We start from the raw sequence: 17,404 nt of genomic DNA on the forward strand, positions 1-17,404 counted from the left end.
GCAAATTAAGTAGGTTACTTACCAGATTGATAAACGACAAACTTATTATTTTGTGCGATCACCGAAACGTTACCGAACAGACGCTTTAGTTTCCCATCGTAGCCCAAGTGACGGTTGCCAATCACAATTAACTGGCCTTTTGGTCTTAGAACTTGCTTTGAGTCACAAAACATTTGCCAAGCAATATGATCAGTGATGGCTGTTTGTTGGTGGAACGGAGGGTTGCACAGCACCAGATCAGCACTGTTCGCCGGTAAGCCGTCGAGGCAGTTGTTGACCTTGGCCTGAATTTGTTCCGGCTCTTTCAGGTTTTGCTCGGCGTTGGCCAGACAGGATGCAACGGCCATATAGCTTTCATCAACACAGGTGACGGTAGCGTGTGGGTTTAGTTGCGCTGCTTTGATACCGATGACACCGTTACCGCACCCCAAATCAATAATATCGTTATATTTGTTATTTTGTGGGATGTGTTCCAGCAGCAGGCGGGCACCAATATCCAGATTATCACTGGAAAAGACATTGGCATGATTGGTGATAGTCAGGTTGTGCTCTGGTACTTCCCATTGCTGTGGGGCAGGCATCGGCTGAGCCAGATCCGGATTTGGCTGGCAGAAAATCAGGCGGGCTTTTTTGATAGCCAAAGATGTTTTGGTTTCACCTAGGTGTTTCTCGAACAGTTTCAGTGTCGAGGTGTGGATCTCTTTAGCTTTGGCAGCGCCGATTACGACACAATCCCGAGGTAGCAAGTTACACAATTGCTTTAGCTGCCAGGTTAGCAGACGGTTATTCTTAGGTAGTTTAATCAGTATCAGCTGCGGGTTCTCAGGTAGCTCGGCCAGGCAATCAATGATTTTGATATGCGGAAGCTGGTTGGCCTTGAGGTTGGCGATACAGCCTTCTTTGGCGATGAAGGAGTCGGTTACGCTGGTGACCTTGCCTTTCTCTGCAAACCAGCAGCTTAGTGCCCCGAAACTGTCATTCATGATCAGAATTGGACGTTCTGGATCCAGCTCCATGTCGTGTACATGGTTGATAATGTACTCATCTGCCGCATCCCATGCTTGCAGGGTTTCATTTTTACGTGCCGGGTAGCGCTTGAGTTTTAGCGTACGCTCATGCAGGGTCAGCTCTGGTTTCATTAAAGATTACTTTGAGGTATGTTAACGATTTGGTATCTATTTTCGCAGAACAAGCTCGCGCTGAAAACTAAAACACGGCCTTTGTGGCTTATTTAATAGGGCTGCTGTAATGCAGTCCGGAATAGATTACCTGGTAGAAAGTAATTGTTGTTTACGGAGTGTCCATGGATGTGCATAACGTGAGCATGAAATGTCCACATAGCCTCGCTGAGGATGAGAGAAATGATTCAGGATCGTATCAAAGAGAAATTGTTGCAGGCATTTGAGCCATTACACCTTGAAGTGGTGAATGAAAGCTATATGCATAATGTACCAGCAGGCTCTGAAAGCCATTTTAAAGTGGTGATTGTCAGTGAACAGTTCGATGGGGTTCGCTTGCTTGGCCGCCATCGCGCAGTAAATGCTGTGCTGGCAGACGAACTGTCCAATAATGTCCATGCTCTGGCAATGCATACCTATACTGAAAGTGAATGGCAAAATTTGTTCGATGGAGCGCCGTCAACGCCATCTTGCCGAGGTGGTTCAAAGTTAGGGTGAGTAATCCTGAAGGTTAGAATTGATTGAAAAGCCGCATTTTTTTGCGGTTTTTTTCGGTCCGAAGTTTGAATCAGCAGGCATCATTTAGATTATTCTTGACGTATTATTAATCAAATTTTGCCCAGAATAAGGGCAATATGCCCTCCGGTGTATTGGGCTGCTTGAGCACAAGTAGAAGCTAGCAGGCTGGCTATACTTGGTAAAACGTAAAGTTCTTCTATTATTCGGCAGAGCTTCGTTCGGCAGAAAGGACATGGAATGATAAAACTGAGTCGTAGCGTTGTAGTTGGGATGTTGTTGTTCGGTTTGGTTGCCTGTGGCGAGCAGGGGGGCGAGGCGCAGGGGCGCCAGGCAAAAACCATCGAGTGGAAACTGGTGACTTCCTGGCCTAAAGGCTTTCCTGGTTTAGGGCTTGCAGCCGAAAGGTTTGCCGAGAAAGTGAATAATTTAAGCCATGGCCGATTGATCATTCGGGTGTATGGCGCCGGTGAATTGGTACCGAGCTTTGAGGTGTTCAATGCCGTGTCGAAAGGTACGGCGCAAATGGGACATTCAGCGGCTTATTATTGGCAGGAAAAAATCCCGGCAGCGTCTTTTTTTGCTGCGATCCCTTTTGGTATGACGGCACAGGAAATGAGTGCCTGGCTACATTATGGTGGTGGGCTGGACCTGTGGCAGGAGTTATATGAGCCTTATGGCATTATTCCTATGGCCGGGGGGAATACCGGCGCACAGATGGGGGGATGGTTTAATAAGGAAATCAATAGTGTTGATGATTTTCAGGGGCTAAAAATACGCATGTCGGGTTATGCGGCCAATGTGTTAAAGCGTGTTGGTGGTATACCTGTGAGTCTGCCAGGTGGTGAGTTGTTTACTGCTTTGGAAACCGGAGCAATTGATGCCACTGAGTGGGTTGGCCCGTATAACGATTTAGCCTTCGGTTTGCACAATGCCGCCAAATATTATTATTACCCAGGATGGAACGAGCCCAGTGCATCAATGGAGTTTTTGCTCAATAAGGCAGCGTATCAAGGTTTACCCGATGATTTACAGCAGATCGTGATTACAGCGGGTCGGGCTGTGAATCAAGATATGCTTGATGAGTATACGGTCAAGAATGTACAGGCGCTGAATGTCATGCTTCGGGAGCATGAAGTGCAGCTAAAGGCTTTTCCGCCCGATGTTCTGGCTGATCTGAAAGTGTTAACACAGCAAATTATGGATGAAAGAAGCAAGGCTGATCCGACATTTGAGCGCATTTATGCATCTTATAAACTGTTCCAGTTTGAAATTAGGCAGTATGGGAAAGTGTCCGAAAATGCAGATGTGAACACTGATTAACAACATATGACATATTAAAAACAAACAAGACTGAACGGTATTGCTCTTTTGTTGCTCCTGTTTGGTTTTTATTGGTCTTTTGTTAATGCGGTATTTCTGTTGAGAATGTTTTGCTAAATCATCTTGCTTTTAATATTTGTGCGTTAGCTCAAGTTTACAACCTAACAAATGTATTGCGTTTGAATTGTTTACTGATTTTCACCTCGTTTGGCTCGGTTTAGCATAGTAAATTAACGTGAATTAATGCTAGAATCGCGGCCTCAAAATTACTCGGCATGATAAGTGTGATGAGTAAGTTAATAGGATGTTGCGGTGTCGGTGGTGGATTTGAACCGGCTTCGGACGAAGGAAAGTCGTGTCTAAATTACGCAATAGAAAGTTCTTTTTCCCTTTAATGTAGTGCAAGTGCGTATGATTACAATAAAAAAGGGTCTGGATATCCCAATTGCAGGGACTCCTACCCAGGCGATAAATGATGGTAAAGCCATCACTCGAGTCGCCTTGCTTGGCGAAGAATATGTTGGTATGCGTCCTACAATGCATACTCGCGTAGGGGATGTAGTGAAGAAAGGTCAGGTTCTTTTTGAAGATAAGAAGAATCCAGGCGTTAAATTCACTGCGCCAGCCAGCGGCAAGGTTGCTGAAATCAACCGTGGTGCGAAGCGTGTTCTACAATCTGTCGTGATCGATGTAGAAGGCGATGAGCAAGTAACATTCAACAGCTATGATGCAGCTCAGCTTGCTCAACTTGAGCGTTCTGTTATCGTTGAACAGCTTGTTGAGTCTGGTATGTGGACAGCGCTTCGTACGCGTCCTTTCAGCAAAGTTCCTGCTATCGATGCTGAAACTCAGGCTATCTTTGTTACAGCTATCGACACCAACCCTCTGGCAGCAAACCCAGAAGTCATCATTAATGAGCAAAGCGACGCTTTCGTTGCAGGTCTGACGCTTCTATCTCGTCTGACTAGCGGTAAAGTGATGGTTTGTAAGTCTGGTGCAAGCCTTCCTCGTTCAAACGAATCTAATGTTGAAGAACACGTATTTAACGGCCCGCACCCTGCTGGTCTTGTTGGTACGCACATTCACACATTGTTTGGTGCGAGCCTTGAAAATATGGCATGGCACATCAACTACCAGGATGTAATTGCATTCGGTAAGTTGTTCCTGACTGGTGAACTATTCACTGATCGTGTTGTTTCTCTGGCTGGTCCAGCAGTAAACAACCCACGCCTGGTTCGTACTCAAATCGGTGCCTCAACCGAGCAGATTACTGACTCTGAAATGATGCCTGGTGAGCTGCGCGTATTGTCTGGTTCTGTGCTGAATGGTGTTCACGCTGCAGGTCCTCACGCGTTCTTGGGTCGTTACCATCTTCAGGTTTCTGCACTTCGTGAAGGTCGCGAGAAAGAGTTCCTTGGCTGGATCGTTCCGGGTAAGAATAAGTTCTCTGTTACTCGTTCATTCCTTAGCCAGTTCTTCCCTGGTCAGTTGTTCAACATGACAACAAGCACAAATGGTTCTGAGCGTGCAATGGTGCCAATCGGTAACTACGAGCGCGTTATGCCGCTTGATATCGAGCCGACACTATTGCTTCGTGACCTGTGTGCCGGTGACGTTGATAGTGCACAGCAGCTGGGTGCGCTGGAGTTAGATGAAGAAGATCTGGCTCTATGTACATTTGTATGCCCAGGTAAGTATGAGTTTGGTCCACTACTGCGTGAGTGCCTGGACACAATTGAGAAGGAAGGGTAATTCATGAGCCTCAAGAATTTCCTAGAGCAAATTGAACACCACTTTGAGCCGGGTGGTAAGCACGAGAAGTGGTTTGCGCTTTATGAAGCGTTTGCAACTCTTATGTATACACCGGGTCAGGTAACACGTTCTGGCTCACACGTTCGTGATAGCATCGACCTGAAGCGTATCATGATCATGGTGTGGTTTGCTGTATTCCCAGCCATGTTCTGGGGTATGTATAACTCTGGCCATCAGGCGATTGTTGCACTAAACCACATGTATGCTGGTGAGCAGCTGGCTGCAATTGTTGCAGGTGACTGGCACTACTGGCTAACTCAAATGCTAGGCGGCACAATGTCAGCAGATGCTGGCTGGGGTAGCAAGATGCTACTGGGTGCTACCTACTTCCTACCAATTTATGCAGTGGTGTTCGCTGTTGGTGGTTTCTGGGAAGTGCTTTTCTGTATGGTGCGCAAGCATGAAGTTAACGAAGGTTTCTTTGTAACTTCTATTCTGTTCGCACTGATCGTACCGCCAACACTACCACTTTGGCAGGCAGCTCTGGGTATTACCTTCGGTGTTGTTGTTGCTAAAGAAATCTTCGGTGGTACTGGCCGTAACTTCCTGAACCCTGCACTTGCAGGTCGTGCGTTCCTATTCTTCGCATACCCAGCTCAGATCTCTGGTGATCTGGTATGGACTGCGGCAGATGGCTTCTCTGGTGCTACCGCACTGAGCCAGTGGGCGAATGGCGGCCAGGCGGCAGTGATGAACACAGTTACTGGTGATGCTGTTACTTGGATGGATGCATTCATCGGCCGTATCCCTGGTTCTATCGGTGAAGTTTCAACGCTGGCTATCATCCTTGGTGGTGCAATGATCGTGTACATGGGCATTGCTTCATGGCGCATCATCGCAGGTACCATGATTGGTATGATTGCGACTGCAACTCTGTTTAACATCATTGGTTCTGATACTAACGCAATGTTCAGCATGCCATGGCACTGGCACCTGGTTCTGGGTGGCTTCGCATTTGGTATGATGTTCATGGCGACCGACCCTGTGTCTGCTGCATTTACTAACAAAGGTAAGTGGTGGTACGGCGCACTAATCGGTGTAATGGCTGTGATGGTTCGTGTGGTTAACCCTGCGTACCCAGAGGGCATGATGCTGGCAATTCTGTTTGCTAACCTATTCGCGCCTCTATTTGACAACCTAGTAGTTCAGGGCAACATCAAACGGAGACTAGCTCGTCATGTCAAGTAATAACGATAGCATTAAAAAAACGCTGATTGTTGTTATCGCACTGAGCCTAGTGTGCTCTATCGTGGTTTCGACAGCAGCTGTTAGCCTGCGTCCTCTACAGCAGCAGAACGCTGTGCTTGATGTTCAGCGCAACATTCTTTCTGTTGCCGGTCTTCTATCAGAAGACGCTGACATTAAAGAAACTTACACTCAGTTCATCGAACCTAAACTGGTTGACTTGAAAACTGGTGAGTTTGTTGAGCAGACTGAAGCTGGTCAAACTGCGGCACAGTATAAGCAGCGTGTAGCAGCGAAAGACAACAACCAGTCTATTAAGCTAAGTGCAGAGCAAGACGTTGCGAAAATCATTCGTCGTGCAAATGTTGCAACGGTTTACCTGGTTAAAGATGCAAGCAACAACATTGAAAAACTGATCCTGCCAGTTCACGGCAACGGTCTGTGGTCAATGATGTACGCATTCATTGCGGTTGAAACTGACGGCAACACAGTTTCTGGTATCACTTACTACGAGCAAGGTGAAACTCCTGGACTTGGTGGTGAAGTTGAAAACCCGAACTGGCGTGCTCAGTTTGTTGGCAAGAAACTGTTTGATGACAACTTCAAGCCAGCTATCCGTGTTGTTAAAGGTGGCGCGCCAGCTGGTGATGCTCACGGTGTTGACGGCCTATCAGGTGCAACCTTGACAAGTAATGGTGTACAGCAGACTTTCGACTTCTGGTTGGGCGATATGGGCTTCGGTCCGTTCCTGGCTAAGGTTCGTGAGGGAGGCCTGAACAATGGCTGATACTAAAGAAATGAAGAAGATTCTGTTTGGGCCGTTTATTGATAACAACCCAATCGCCTTGCAGATTCTTGGTGTATGTTCTGCCCTGGCAGTAACAACAAAACTTGAAACAGCGTTTGTAATGACGCTGGCGGTAACCTTTGTTACTGCGTTTTCAAACTTTTTCGTATCGCTGATCCGTAATCACATTCCTAACAGCGTGCGTATCATTGCTCAGATGGCAATTATCGCATCATTGGTAATCGTGGTTGACCAGGTACTGAAAGCATTTGTTTACGATATCTCTAAACAGCTTTCTGTATTCGTTGGTCTGATCATTACTAACTGTATCGTAATGGGGCGCGCTGAAGCGTACGCGATGAAATCAGCACCACTACCGTCGCTTATCGATGGTATCGGTAACGGTCTAGGTTACGGCTTTGTACTTATCACTGTTGGTTTCTTCCGTGAACTACTAGGTTCAGGCAAACTATTCGGGATTGAGGTTCTACCTCTAGTTTCAGACGGTGGTTGGTATCAACCGAATGGTCTAATGCTATTAGCACCATCTGCTTTCTTCCTGATTGGTTTCATGATCTGGGCTATCCGTACTTTCCGTCCAGAACAAGTAGAAGCGAAGGAGTAAGGGGAACATGGAACATTATCTAAGCCTTTTAGTTCGTTCGATTTTCATCGAGAACATGGCACTTTCGTTCTTCTTGGGTATGTGTACCTTCCTGGCGGTATCTAAGAAAGTTAAGACCTCTTTCGGTCTGGGTGTTGCGGTAATCGTTGTTCTGACGATTGCGGTACCGGTGAATAATCTGGTTTACAACCTATTGCTGAAAGACGGTGCGTTGGTCGAAGGCGTTGACCTGAGCTTCCTGAACTTCATTACCTTTATCGGTGTTATTGCAGCACTGGTACAGATTCTTGAAATGGTTCTGGACCGCTTCTTCCCGCCGCTATACAACGCATTGGGTATTTTCCTGCCGCTGATCACAGTTAACTGTGCAATCTTCGGTGGTGTATCTTTCATGGTACAGCGTGACTACAACTTCTTAGAGTCTGTAGTTTACGGTCTCGGTTCTGGTACCGGTTGGATGCTAGCAATCGTTGCCCTTGCAGGTATTCGTGAAAAGATGAAGTACTCAGACGTACCCGCAGGCCTGCGTGGTTTGGGTATTACTTTCATCACTGTTGGTCTTATGGCGTTAGGCTTTATGTCTTTCTCTGGCGTACAGCTGTAATCAGGATAATAGGAATAGTCAATGGATATTATTCTTGGCGTAGTCATGTTCACCTTGATTATCCTGGCTCTAGTTTTAGTGATTCTTTTCGCTAAATCTAAGCTGGTACCATCAGGTGACATTACTATCTCAGTAAACAACGATCCGGAAAAAGCGATTACAAGCGCAGCCGGTGGTAAACTGCTAGGTGCTCTTTCTGCTAGCGGTATCTTCGTTTCATCTGCTTGTGGTGGCGGTGGTTCTTGCGGCCAGTGCCGTGTGAAAGTGAAATCTGGCGGTGGTGACATTCTGCCGACAGAGCTTGACCACATCACTAAAGGTGAAGCGCGTGAAGGCGAACGTCTTGCTTGTCAGGTTAACGTGAAAACTGACATGGAAATCGAGCTGCCAGAAGAGATCTTTGGTGTTAAAAAGTGGGAATGTACAGTTCTTTCTAACGACAACCAAGCGACCTTCATCAAAGAGCTTGTGCTGCAAATTCCTGAAGGCGAGGAAGTTCCTTTCCGTGCCGGTGGTTATATTCAGATTGAAGCTGAACCGCATCACATTAAATACGCTGACTTTGATATTCCTGAGGAATATCGTGAAGATTGGGACAAGTTCAATCTGTTCCGTTACGAGTCAATCGTAAAAGAGCCGTCAATCCGTGCTTACTCTATGGCGTCATACCCAGAAGAGAAAGGCCTGATTAAGCTTAACGTACGTATTGCAACACCGCCGCCAAACAACCCTGACGTGCCACCAGGTGTGATGTCTTCATACATTTGGTCACTGAAAGCTGGCGACAAGTGTACTATTTCAGGTCCGTTTGGTGAGTTCTTCGCGAAAGACACTGACAACGAAATGGTATTCATCGGTGGTGGTGCTGGTATGGCTCCGATGCGTTCTCACATCTTCGACCAGCTTCTTCGTCTGAAGTCTAAGCGTAAGATGACTTACTGGTACGGTGCCCGCTCTAAGCGTGAAATGTTCTACGTTGAAGATTTCGATACGCTGGCAGCAGACAACGAGAACTTTGAGTGGCACGTTGCCCTGTCTGATCCACTACCAGAAGATAACTGGGATGGTTACACAGGCTTCATCCACAACGTGATCTACGAGAACTACTTGAAGGATCACGAAGCACCAGAAGATTGTGAATACTACATGTGTGGTCCACCAATGATGAACGCAGCTGTTATTGGCATGCTGAAAGATCTTGGTGTAGAAGACGAAAACATCCTATTGGATGACTTCGGTGGCTAATTAGCGACACCCACAAAAAGAAACTGGCTGGCCCGAATCGGGCCAGCCTTTTTTCGTCAATAAGAATAAACGTTTTTTATTATGGTTATAGTCGGTCAAATAGGGCTGATGCTGATAACCATAACAAAAAGTGAAGCCCTTCATTTTGGGGAGTTGTTGAATGAAGACATTCTTGAGCAAAGCAATCTGGTTGCTTGTTTTAGCATTTACCTTATCCGGTTGTGGTGATCAGCGTGAAATGGTTCACCTGAATGGCTCGACCATGGGAACCTATTATTCAATTAAGTTGATTAATCAGGAAGGTTTACCTTCTGCAGAGGAACTGCAGGCAGAAATTGATCGCCGTCTTGAACTGGTCAATGATCAGATGTCGACTTACCGTAAGCATTCCGAGCTGAGCCGTTTTAACCAGCACAAGAGTGACACACCGTTTGAAGTGTCTGCAGATACCGTAAAAGTGGTGACAGAAGCGATTCGTCTGGCGAAACTGACAGATGGTGCTTTGGATGTAACTGTCGGCCCGGTGGTGAACTTGTGGAGCTTTGGTCCCGAAGCCCGCCCGGAGCATACCCCAACCGAAGAAGAATTGTCCGAACGCCAAAAGGTCGTGGGTATTCACCATCTTTCTGTTGAAGGTAATAAACTAAAGAAAGATATTCCGGAACTTTATGTTGACTTGTCTTCGATTGCCAAAGGTTTCGGTGTTGATGTGGTCGCTGATTACTTCGAACAATTGAATGTTGCTGATTACCTTGTTGAAATCGGTGGTGAGCTAAGGCTTAAAGGGAACAATTTGAAAGGTGTGCCTTGGCGTATTGCGATCGAGAAGCCTACTGATGACGGTAGCCGTTCGGTGCAAGAAATTATTGAACCTGGCAACATGGCTGTGGCAACATCAGGGGACTACCGAAATTATTTCGAGGAAGGCGGCGTGCGCTACTCGCACCTGATCGACCCGAAAACATGTAAGCCGATCTCTAATCACGTTGTGTCGGTTAGTGTTCTGCACCCATCAAGTATGACGGCAGATGCACTGGCAACCGCTTTTTCTGTGATGGGCGAAGAAAAAACGCTGGAGCTGGCACAAAAGGAGAACCTGCCGGTTTTACTGGTAGTGAAAACCGAACAAGGTTTCAAGGAATACACTTCCGATGCCTTTGTTCCTTATTTGCAGAAGAAATAGAGAATTATCATGGTCGTATATCTAACCACCTTTGCTGTATTTTTGCTGGTGATCGTTGCGATGGCTGTCGGATACATTTTTCAGCGCAAAACGGTCAGCGGTAGCTGCGGTGGCCTGGACGGTATCGGCATTGCCAAAGAGTGTGACTGCCCGGAACCTTGTGATGCACGAAAAAAACGTGAAGCACGAGCGGCAAAACAAGCTGAGTGGAAAAAGAATCAGATCATTTGATTTGATGGACTCTTTTTAGAAACGAAAAAGCCTGAGTGACTATGCTCAGGCTTTTTGTTTACTGGCTATCTGTACTTTGTCGCGTTAGGCAACGTTTACTTGATTACGGCCTCCTTGCTTGGCCTGATAAAGTGAAGCATCTGCCGCTTTAAGAAGCTCATCAAGAGGCTGAGCTCCGCAGGCCACACCAATACTGATAGTGATTTTAATCGGTGTTTCCTGATAGACAATTTCCAGTTGCTCGATGTTTTCCCGTAGTATTTCCAATTGCTGGATAAATACTTCTTTGTCAAGGCAGCTCTGGATGCAGAATTCTTCGCCACCAAAGCGGGCGACGGTGGCATCTGTGTCGGGGAAATGTTGCCGGAGTTGTTTGCTAACCTGGACTAAGACGGCATCACCGGTATCGTGACCGTATGTGTCATTGACCTTCTTAAAAAAATCGATATCTATCATGGCAATATTCCGGCTTTTGCAGCAGTTATCAGTGCAACCTTGATCGAAGAAGTAGCGACGGTTCCAAAGGCCAGTCAGGGCATCCTGGTTTGCCATCTGGAAGAGCTTGTCTGAGGTGTCTTTCATATTCAGTATATGATGGATACGGCAGTAGAACTCTTCCTGGTTGAATGGCTTATTAAGGAAGTCGTTAGCTCCAGCTTTCAGAAATAACGGCGTGATGGCATTACTGTTTGTCCCGGACAGGCCAAGGATTGCAATTTGGTTGCGATTGTACTGTTGGCGAATTTCGCGGGTCATGGTGATCCCATCTTTTTCAGGCATGTCATTATCGGTAATGATCAGGGTAACATCAGGATGCTGGGCCAGCAGTTCGAGAGCTTCTTTGCCGTTGCGCGCTGAAATTGTTTTCAGGTTTTGCTTGTTGAGTAAGTTCAGCAAATGATGGCGTACTGTTGCCGAATCTTCTACCACCATTGCTTTGTGGCGGAAGTTAGCCTCAAGACGCTGTAACAGCGGGATGAGGTAGGCGACCGAAGCCGGACTGTCTTTTAGCAGGTAGTCAATGACACCTTTGGACAACACCGTTTCACGAATCTGGCTGCTGAACTGCGCGGTTAGCACGATGACTTTGAGGTTTCTGCTCAGGATTAGGTCAATGATCTCACCATCTTGTCCGTCGGGCAGGCAGTAGTCGAGGACGGTACAGAGAAAGTCCTGCTCTTTGGCAATGATGCGCTTGGCCTGCTCGATGCTTTCAGCAAAAACTGGACGGAATCCAGCTTGGTTAAGCAGGAAACACAGATAGTTTCTAAAGGCTCTGCTGTCTTCAACAACCAGGATTTTATAACGCGACATCATCAATCCTTATTTGATACTGATAGGTAATAAGTATCTTTATGGTCAGAAATATAGACTAATAACATTGTTGTTAAGCATACGGCAAGCCTAGCTGTTACTTTTGATAACTGGCTATGATTCCCCCCGGAAAAAGCATTAATGAAGAGTGCTGTATAAAAAAACAGTGGTAGAATGTATTCTTAATTGACCTCAAAAATTGGCAACGATCAACCAACCATGGTGCAGCTAAACTCCCAAACACAGTTTCAACGAAAAATAATCCACATTGATATGGATTGTTTTTTTGCGGCTGTTGAAATGCGGGATAACCCGGAACTGCAGGATATTCCCATAGCAATTGGCGGTCGGTCGGAGCAGAGGGGAGTGATCAGCACTTGTAACTATCTGGCTCGAAAATATGGGGTGCGTTCGGCTATGCCAACTGCACAGGCTATGAAGCTGTGTCCTCATCTGACGTTAGTTGCCGGCCGGATGGCGGTTTACAAAGAAGTCTCACAGCATATCCGTGCTATCTTTCATCGTTATACCGATAAGATTGAGCCCTTGTCACTGGATGAGGCTTACCTCGATGTGACCGAGTGTGAGTTTTTGCATGGTTCGGCGACATTGATTGCTGAGGATATTCGCAGAACGATAAGAGAAGAGTTGAATCTGACAGCGTCTGCTGGGGTAGCTCCGGTTAAATTTATTGCCAAAGTGGCCTCGGATTTGAACAAACCTGACGGTCAATATGTTGTAACACCGGATGATGTGCCGGATTTTGTTGCCGGCCTGAAACTGGAAAAGATCCCCGGGGTAGGGAAGGTCACTATCCAAAAGCTCCATGACAGGGGGTTATATGTCGGCAAAGATGTTCAGAATTATGACCGTAATGTCTTGCTGCAACAGTTCGGTAAGTTCGGCCAGTCGTTGTGGTCACGTGCTCATGGCATTGATAACCGTGAGGTTGTGGTTGAACGGGAGCGCAAGTCGGTAGGCGTTGAGCGAACGTTTGCCAAGAATATCTGTAGCTATGATGAGTGCTGGCAGATTGTGGAAGCCTTGTATCCAGAACTGGAGATGCGGCTTCGCAGGGTACGTCCCGAGCTCAATATTGCTAAGCAGGGGATCAAAGTTAAGTTTGCTGATTTTCAGCAGACTACAGTTGAGCATAGTCAGCCTAAGTTGGACAAGGCACAGTTTTCTGGATTGCTTCGTGAGGCGCTGAGTCGCCAGAAAGATCGGGAGATCCGCTTGATAGGGCTAAGCGTTGGTCTGGAATTAGGGCTGAAGGCGCAGCAGTTATCGTTTGAAGGGTTTTAAAAAAAAGCAGGCTGATAGCCAGCCCGCTTTACTCGAATAGTACACTCGATACTTATCCTGGTTTATTACTCTTTAACCGGAATATTTTTCAGGATAGCTACCATTTGCTCCCAGAACAGGCCTACTGTCTCGATGTTCACTTTCTCATCTGGTGAGTGCGGGAACTTGATAGTCGGGCCGAATGAGATCATATCCATATTAGGGTATGGTTCTTTGAATAGGCCACATTCCAGACCGGCGTGGATCACCATGATGTTCGGTGTCTTGCCGTAGATGCTATTGTAGGTATCGCGGAACAGGTGCATGACTTCAGAATTAGCATCTGGTTTCCAGCCCGGGTATGCACCGGAGAATTCACACTGGGCACCAGCCAGTTCGGCTACAGCCTTTAGCATGCCTTCAACATTGCTGCGACCTGAGTCAATCAGCGAGCGGATCAGGCACAGAATCGTAATCTTATCTGCTTCAGTTGTGATAACACCAACGTTCAGTGATGTTTCAACTACGCCTTCAATATCATCACTCATACGAAGCACGCCGTTAGGGCAGGCATTCAGTACAGCAAGCAGGCGTTTTTGAACGGCTTCGGCCATCACGTCGGCTGGCAGTTCGGCTGGCTCAACAAATAGGTTGATGTCAGTTTCTACTTTACCTAGTTCAGCTGTCAGGATTGACTGATAGTAGGTAAACAGTTCATTGAGCTTGTCAACATTAACAGCTGGTAGAGTCGCGATTGCAAAGGCTTCTCGAGGAATTGCATTGCGCAGGCTGCCGCCGTTTAGAGTCGTTAGGCGCAGGCCTAGCTCTTCGGCGTGACTGAATAGGAAGCGCCCTAGTAGCTTGTTGGCGTTGCCTCGGCCGGTATGAATATCACAGCCAGAGTGACCGCCTTTCAAGCCTTTAATTACCAATTTAACTGCCGCATGTTCGGCTGGTACTGTCTCTCGGTCGATATCCAGAGTGATCGAACCATCAACGCCGCCGGCACAGCCCATGTATACTTCGCCTTCCTGCTCGGAGTCAGTATTCAGGAGAATATCGCCTTCCAGCCAACCTTCTTCCAGGCCGAATGCACCGGTCATGCCTGCTTCTTCATCAATGGTCAGTAATACTTCCAGCGGGCCGTGCTCAATATCTTTGGAAGCCAGTACAGCAAGGCAGGTTGCTTTACCAATACCATTGTCGGCACCTAAGGTTGTGCCTTTTGCTGTTACCCACTCACCGTCAACATACGGATGAATTGGATCCTGAAGGAAGTCGTGATCAGTGTCTTCATTTTTTTGCGGCACCATATCTATGTGGGCCTGAAGAACGACACCTTTACGGTTTTCCATGCCTGGTGTTGCCGGCTTTTTGATAAATACGTTACCTACGGCATCACGGCGGACTTCCAAACCTTCGCTTTCAGCAAATTTTACAATGTGTTGAGCGAGCTGTTCTTCATGCTTGGATGGGTGTGGAATAGAACAGATTTGATCGAAGAATTGCCACACAGGTTGTGGTGACAGTTGACTGATTTCAGACACAGCATTCTCCCTATAAACTTTTGGGCTAAAGCGAACCATTAGCTGATTATCAACCAATGGGCTAGTAATATCAGTAGATTAATCTATCGCGATTGATTCAAGCATACCACTGGGGGTGATCCGGTGACAGTGAAATATTAAAAAGCGAAATGCTGGCTCTAAGTTTGTGATCGCAAGCAAGAAGTTATCCGCCTGAGGCCGGATTATGTCCTTTAATTGCTTTGATGAAGATGTTTTGTTTCATCTTACTGTCACGTTCTTATTGCCTATAACCTGCTGTATTTCTTCCTATTAGATTCTCTCTATTATTGCAAAGCTATAGGTTCATAAATGAGACTTATTCCTGCTATTGATAATGTAATAAAATTACAGAAAAAGGAGGCACGGCGCACATAAACTAAAAAAAGTGTGACAGGGTTAAAGAAAATGCTTGTAACTTTATTACGGCTTGGGTATAGTTTACCCATCTTCTGGTGAAGACTGAAATACACAGTAAACCGCTCTAGGATGAGCCCGAGGTATCGCCTCCAAGGAACTGAGATTAAGTCAAGCCATGATGGCTGAGCACTATATGTTTGTGTGTCGAGATAACTTAATATTTAAGGTGATAAAGATGAAAATGTTTGATTCAATTGCAAATTTCTGGAATAACCGTTCTGCGTATACAGCTAACTTCCAGTACCCTAGCTCTTTCGGCTACTAATTTTTGATACTGTGTCCACGCTTTCTTTGGTTAGGACATAGTATTTCGAGCAGTATTGTTCACCCCCTTTATGATTTGAGAATTCGGAATACCCTCGCTAATTGGTTATTCAACACATTCTTCCGCCACTCCAATTTGGAGTGGCGTTTTTTTATTTGCCCCTCTAAAAAAACGCTTTTACAGACCTTCTACTACATACTTAGAGTAATTTAAATCTCCTCTCGCATTGCAAGCCAGTAGGCTCTAATTTCAACATTAACCTGATACATGTTATCGTTTGCGTAACAATTTAAAAAGGCAAATGTTCAAAAAACACACATGCTAAATTTATGTTAATCCATTGAATTGAAAATGATTTATCTTAATGTTGATTTTTGCTGGTTGGTTTTTTGCTCTGTTGGTCGCAGCCGTTAATGATAATTGCGTTAATCACTGGAAATCGCTGGCTAAGGGGAATATAATCGCACCCAAAATCGTTTGCGCAAACGTTTTCCATTTAAACTTGCAGCGAAATTTCTCCAAGGAACCGAGAGTAATGCTTGAGAAACTATTCAAACTGAAAGAACACGACACAGATGTTCGTACTGAAATGTTGGCTGGGCTGACCACCTTTCTGACAATGGCCTACATCATCTTTGTAAACCCGACAATGCTGGCAACTACTGGCATGGATCAGGGAGCCGTGTTTGTTGCAACTTGCCTGGCAGCGATGGTCGGCTGCTTTATAATGGGGTTTGTGGCTAACTATCCGGTTGCTCAGGCTCCGGGCATGGGTCTGAATGCATTCTTTACTTACAGCGTTGTTCTTGGGATGGGCCATACCTGGAAGGTGGCACTGGCTGCTGTATTCCTGTCTGGTCTTTGTTTTATTGCATTGAGTGTGCTGCGGGTTAGGGAATGGATTATAAATGCGATTCCAACAGCGTTGCGTATCGGGATTTCAGCCGGAATAGGTCTGTTTTTGGCATTTATTGCCTTGCAGAGCTCAGGTGTTGTGGTTGATAATCCTGCAACTTTAGTTCACGTCGGTGATTTAACCAGCTTTCCGGCGGTGATGGCTGCACTGGGGTTCTTTTTGACCATTGCATTGGTACATCGAGGCTATAAAGCCGCTGTGCTGATTGCGATTTTGGTCGTTACCGTTATCGGGGTTTTGTTCGGTGACATTCAGTTTGCTGGCGTCATGTCTATGCCTCCAAGCCTGGCCCCTACTTTCATGCAGATGGACTTTGGCGGTGCGCTGGAAGTTGGCTTGATTTCCGTGGTGTTCGCTTTCTTGTTCGTTGATTTGTTTGATACCGCCGGCACCTTGGTTGGGGTGGCAACCAAAGCGGAACTTATCGCTGAAGACGGTAAGTTGCCGCGCCTTAATCGTGCTCTTCTGGCAGACAGTACAGCGACGTCGGTTGGTGCGATTTTGGGGACATCGAATACGACATCATTTGTTGAAAGCGTATCAGGTGTTGCTGTCGGTGGACGTACCGGCCTGACGGCTGTCACTGTGGGTGTCTTGTTTTTACTGGCATTATTTTTTGCGCCACTGGCTGGCATGGTTCCAGCCTATGCAACGGCAGGGGCGTTATTCTATGTTGCTATCCTTATGATGTCGGGGCTGGTGAGCGTAGACTGGCGTGACTTAACAGAAGCAGCACCTGTTGTTGTTGTTTGTCTTTTAATGCCGTTAACATACTCCATCGCCGAAGGTATCGGTCTTGGTTTTATCACTTATGCCGCTGTTAAGGTTATGAGTGGCAAGGGAAGAGATGTAAATATTAGCGTTTGGGTTATAGCAGCCTTGTTTATTGCTAAAATTATCTTCTTATAACAGTTTATAAATACATTCAGCGCTAATGGCGCTGACTCAGAG

Annotated in this window: 15 protein-coding genes; 12 read left to right on the plus strand and 3 right to left on the minus strand. The window is 46.3% G+C overall.

Going from position 1 to position 17,404, the window contains the following annotated elements; genetic code table 11:
- Positions 1-14: 14 nt before the first annotated feature.
- Positions 15-1,139 carry a methyltransferase gene (locus Q0852_RS07140; protein ID WP_299015911.1) on the minus strand — a complete coding sequence of 375 codons (1,125 nt, stop codon included), beginning with the start codon at positions 1,137-1,139 and terminating at the stop codon, positions 15-17.
- A gap of 222 nt (positions 1,140-1,361) precedes the next feature.
- Here Q0852_RS07140 and bolA point away from each other — a divergent pair, with 222 nt between their 5' ends.
- From bolA to nqrM, 10 genes are all read left to right on the plus strand, one after another.
- Entirely contained in the window at positions 1,362-1,676 is a 315-nt protein-coding gene (gene bolA, locus Q0852_RS07145) for a transcriptional regulator BolA (RefSeq protein ID WP_299015913.1), read from the plus strand.
- 258 nt (positions 1,677-1,934) lie between these two features.
- Entirely contained in the window at positions 1,935-3,017 is a 1,083-nt protein-coding gene (locus Q0852_RS07150) for a TRAP transporter substrate-binding protein (RefSeq protein ID WP_299015916.1), read from the plus strand.
- A 411-nt stretch (positions 3,018-3,428) separates the two neighbouring features.
- Positions 3,429-4,769, plus strand: a complete 1,341-nt coding sequence (locus tag Q0852_RS07155) for a Na(+)-translocating NADH-quinone reductase subunit A (protein ID WP_299015919.1) — start codon at positions 3,429-3,431, stop codon at positions 4,767-4,769.
- Between the two features lie 3 nt (positions 4,770-4,772).
- Positions 4,773-6,017 carry an NADH:ubiquinone reductase (Na(+)-transporting) subunit B gene (locus tag Q0852_RS07160; protein ID WP_299015922.1) on the plus strand — a complete coding sequence of 415 codons (1,245 nt, stop codon included), beginning with the start codon at positions 4,773-4,775 and terminating at the stop codon, positions 6,015-6,017.
- Complete coding sequence (locus Q0852_RS07165) at positions 6,007-6,801, plus strand: Na(+)-translocating NADH-quinone reductase subunit C (protein WP_299015925.1); 795 nt, start codon at positions 6,007-6,009, stop codon at positions 6,799-6,801. Before Q0852_RS07160 ends, Q0852_RS07165 begins: the two co-directional genes overlap by 11 nt.
- Complete coding sequence (locus Q0852_RS07170; protein ID WP_299015928.1) at positions 6,794-7,426, plus strand: NADH:ubiquinone reductase (Na(+)-transporting) subunit D; 633 nt, start codon at positions 6,794-6,796, stop codon at positions 7,424-7,426. The genes Q0852_RS07165 and Q0852_RS07170 overlap by 8 nt, the downstream gene beginning before the upstream one ends.
- A 7-nt stretch (positions 7,427-7,433) precedes the next feature.
- The gene (gene nqrE / locus Q0852_RS07175) at positions 7,434-8,030 is read left to right on the plus strand and encodes an NADH:ubiquinone reductase (Na(+)-transporting) subunit E (protein ID WP_299015931.1); all 597 of its coding nucleotides are present in this window, start codon (positions 7,434-7,436) and stop codon (positions 8,028-8,030) included.
- A gap of 21 nt (positions 8,031-8,051) precedes the next feature.
- A complete protein-coding gene (nqrF, locus tag Q0852_RS07180; protein WP_299015933.1) occupies positions 8,052-9,275 on the plus strand; it encodes an NADH:ubiquinone reductase (Na(+)-transporting) subunit F in 1,224 nt (407 codons plus the stop codon).
- Between the two features lie 160 nt (positions 9,276-9,435).
- Positions 9,436-10,458: an FAD:protein FMN transferase gene (locus Q0852_RS07185; RefSeq protein ID WP_299015935.1), complete on the plus strand. Its 1,023-nt coding sequence runs from the start codon at positions 9,436-9,438 to the stop codon at positions 10,456-10,458.
- A 9-nt stretch (positions 10,459-10,467) separates the two neighbouring features.
- Complete coding sequence (gene nqrM, locus Q0852_RS07190; RefSeq protein ID WP_007466579.1) at positions 10,468-10,689, plus strand: (Na+)-NQR maturation NqrM; 222 nt, start codon at positions 10,468-10,470, stop codon at positions 10,687-10,689.
- 84 nt (positions 10,690-10,773) lie between these two features.
- On the opposite strand, the gene Q0852_RS07195 is transcribed toward nqrM, so the two are convergent.
- Positions 10,774-12,003, minus strand: coding sequence for a response regulator (locus tag Q0852_RS07195; protein ID WP_299015954.1), 1,230 nt, complete (start codon positions 12,001-12,003; stop codon positions 10,774-10,776).
- Between the two features lie 219 nt (positions 12,004-12,222).
- Here Q0852_RS07195 and dinB point away from each other — a divergent pair, with 219 nt between their 5' ends.
- A complete protein-coding gene (dinB, locus tag Q0852_RS07200; protein ID WP_299016364.1) occupies positions 12,223-13,308 on the plus strand; it encodes a DNA polymerase IV in 1,086 nt (361 codons plus the stop codon).
- Positions 13,309-13,373: 65 nt separating this feature from the next.
- Here the strand turns inward: dinB and Q0852_RS07205 are convergent, their stop codons facing one another.
- On the minus strand, positions 13,374-14,834 hold the full coding sequence (locus Q0852_RS07205) for an aminoacyl-histidine dipeptidase (RefSeq protein WP_299015957.1): 1,461 nt from the start codon (positions 14,832-14,834) through the stop codon (positions 13,374-13,376).
- Positions 14,835-16,072: 1,238 nt separating this feature from the next.
- Between Q0852_RS07205 and Q0852_RS07210 the strand changes: the two genes are divergently transcribed.
- A complete protein-coding gene (locus Q0852_RS07210) occupies positions 16,073-17,362 on the plus strand; it encodes an NCS2 family permease (protein ID WP_299015959.1) in 1,290 nt (429 codons plus the stop codon).
- Positions 17,363-17,404 lie beyond the last annotated feature (42 nt).

Origin of the sequence: uncultured Photobacterium sp., from assembly GCF_947502415.1 — a bacterium.
Classification (GTDB): Bacteria; Pseudomonadota; Gammaproteobacteria; order Enterobacterales; family Vibrionaceae; genus Photobacterium.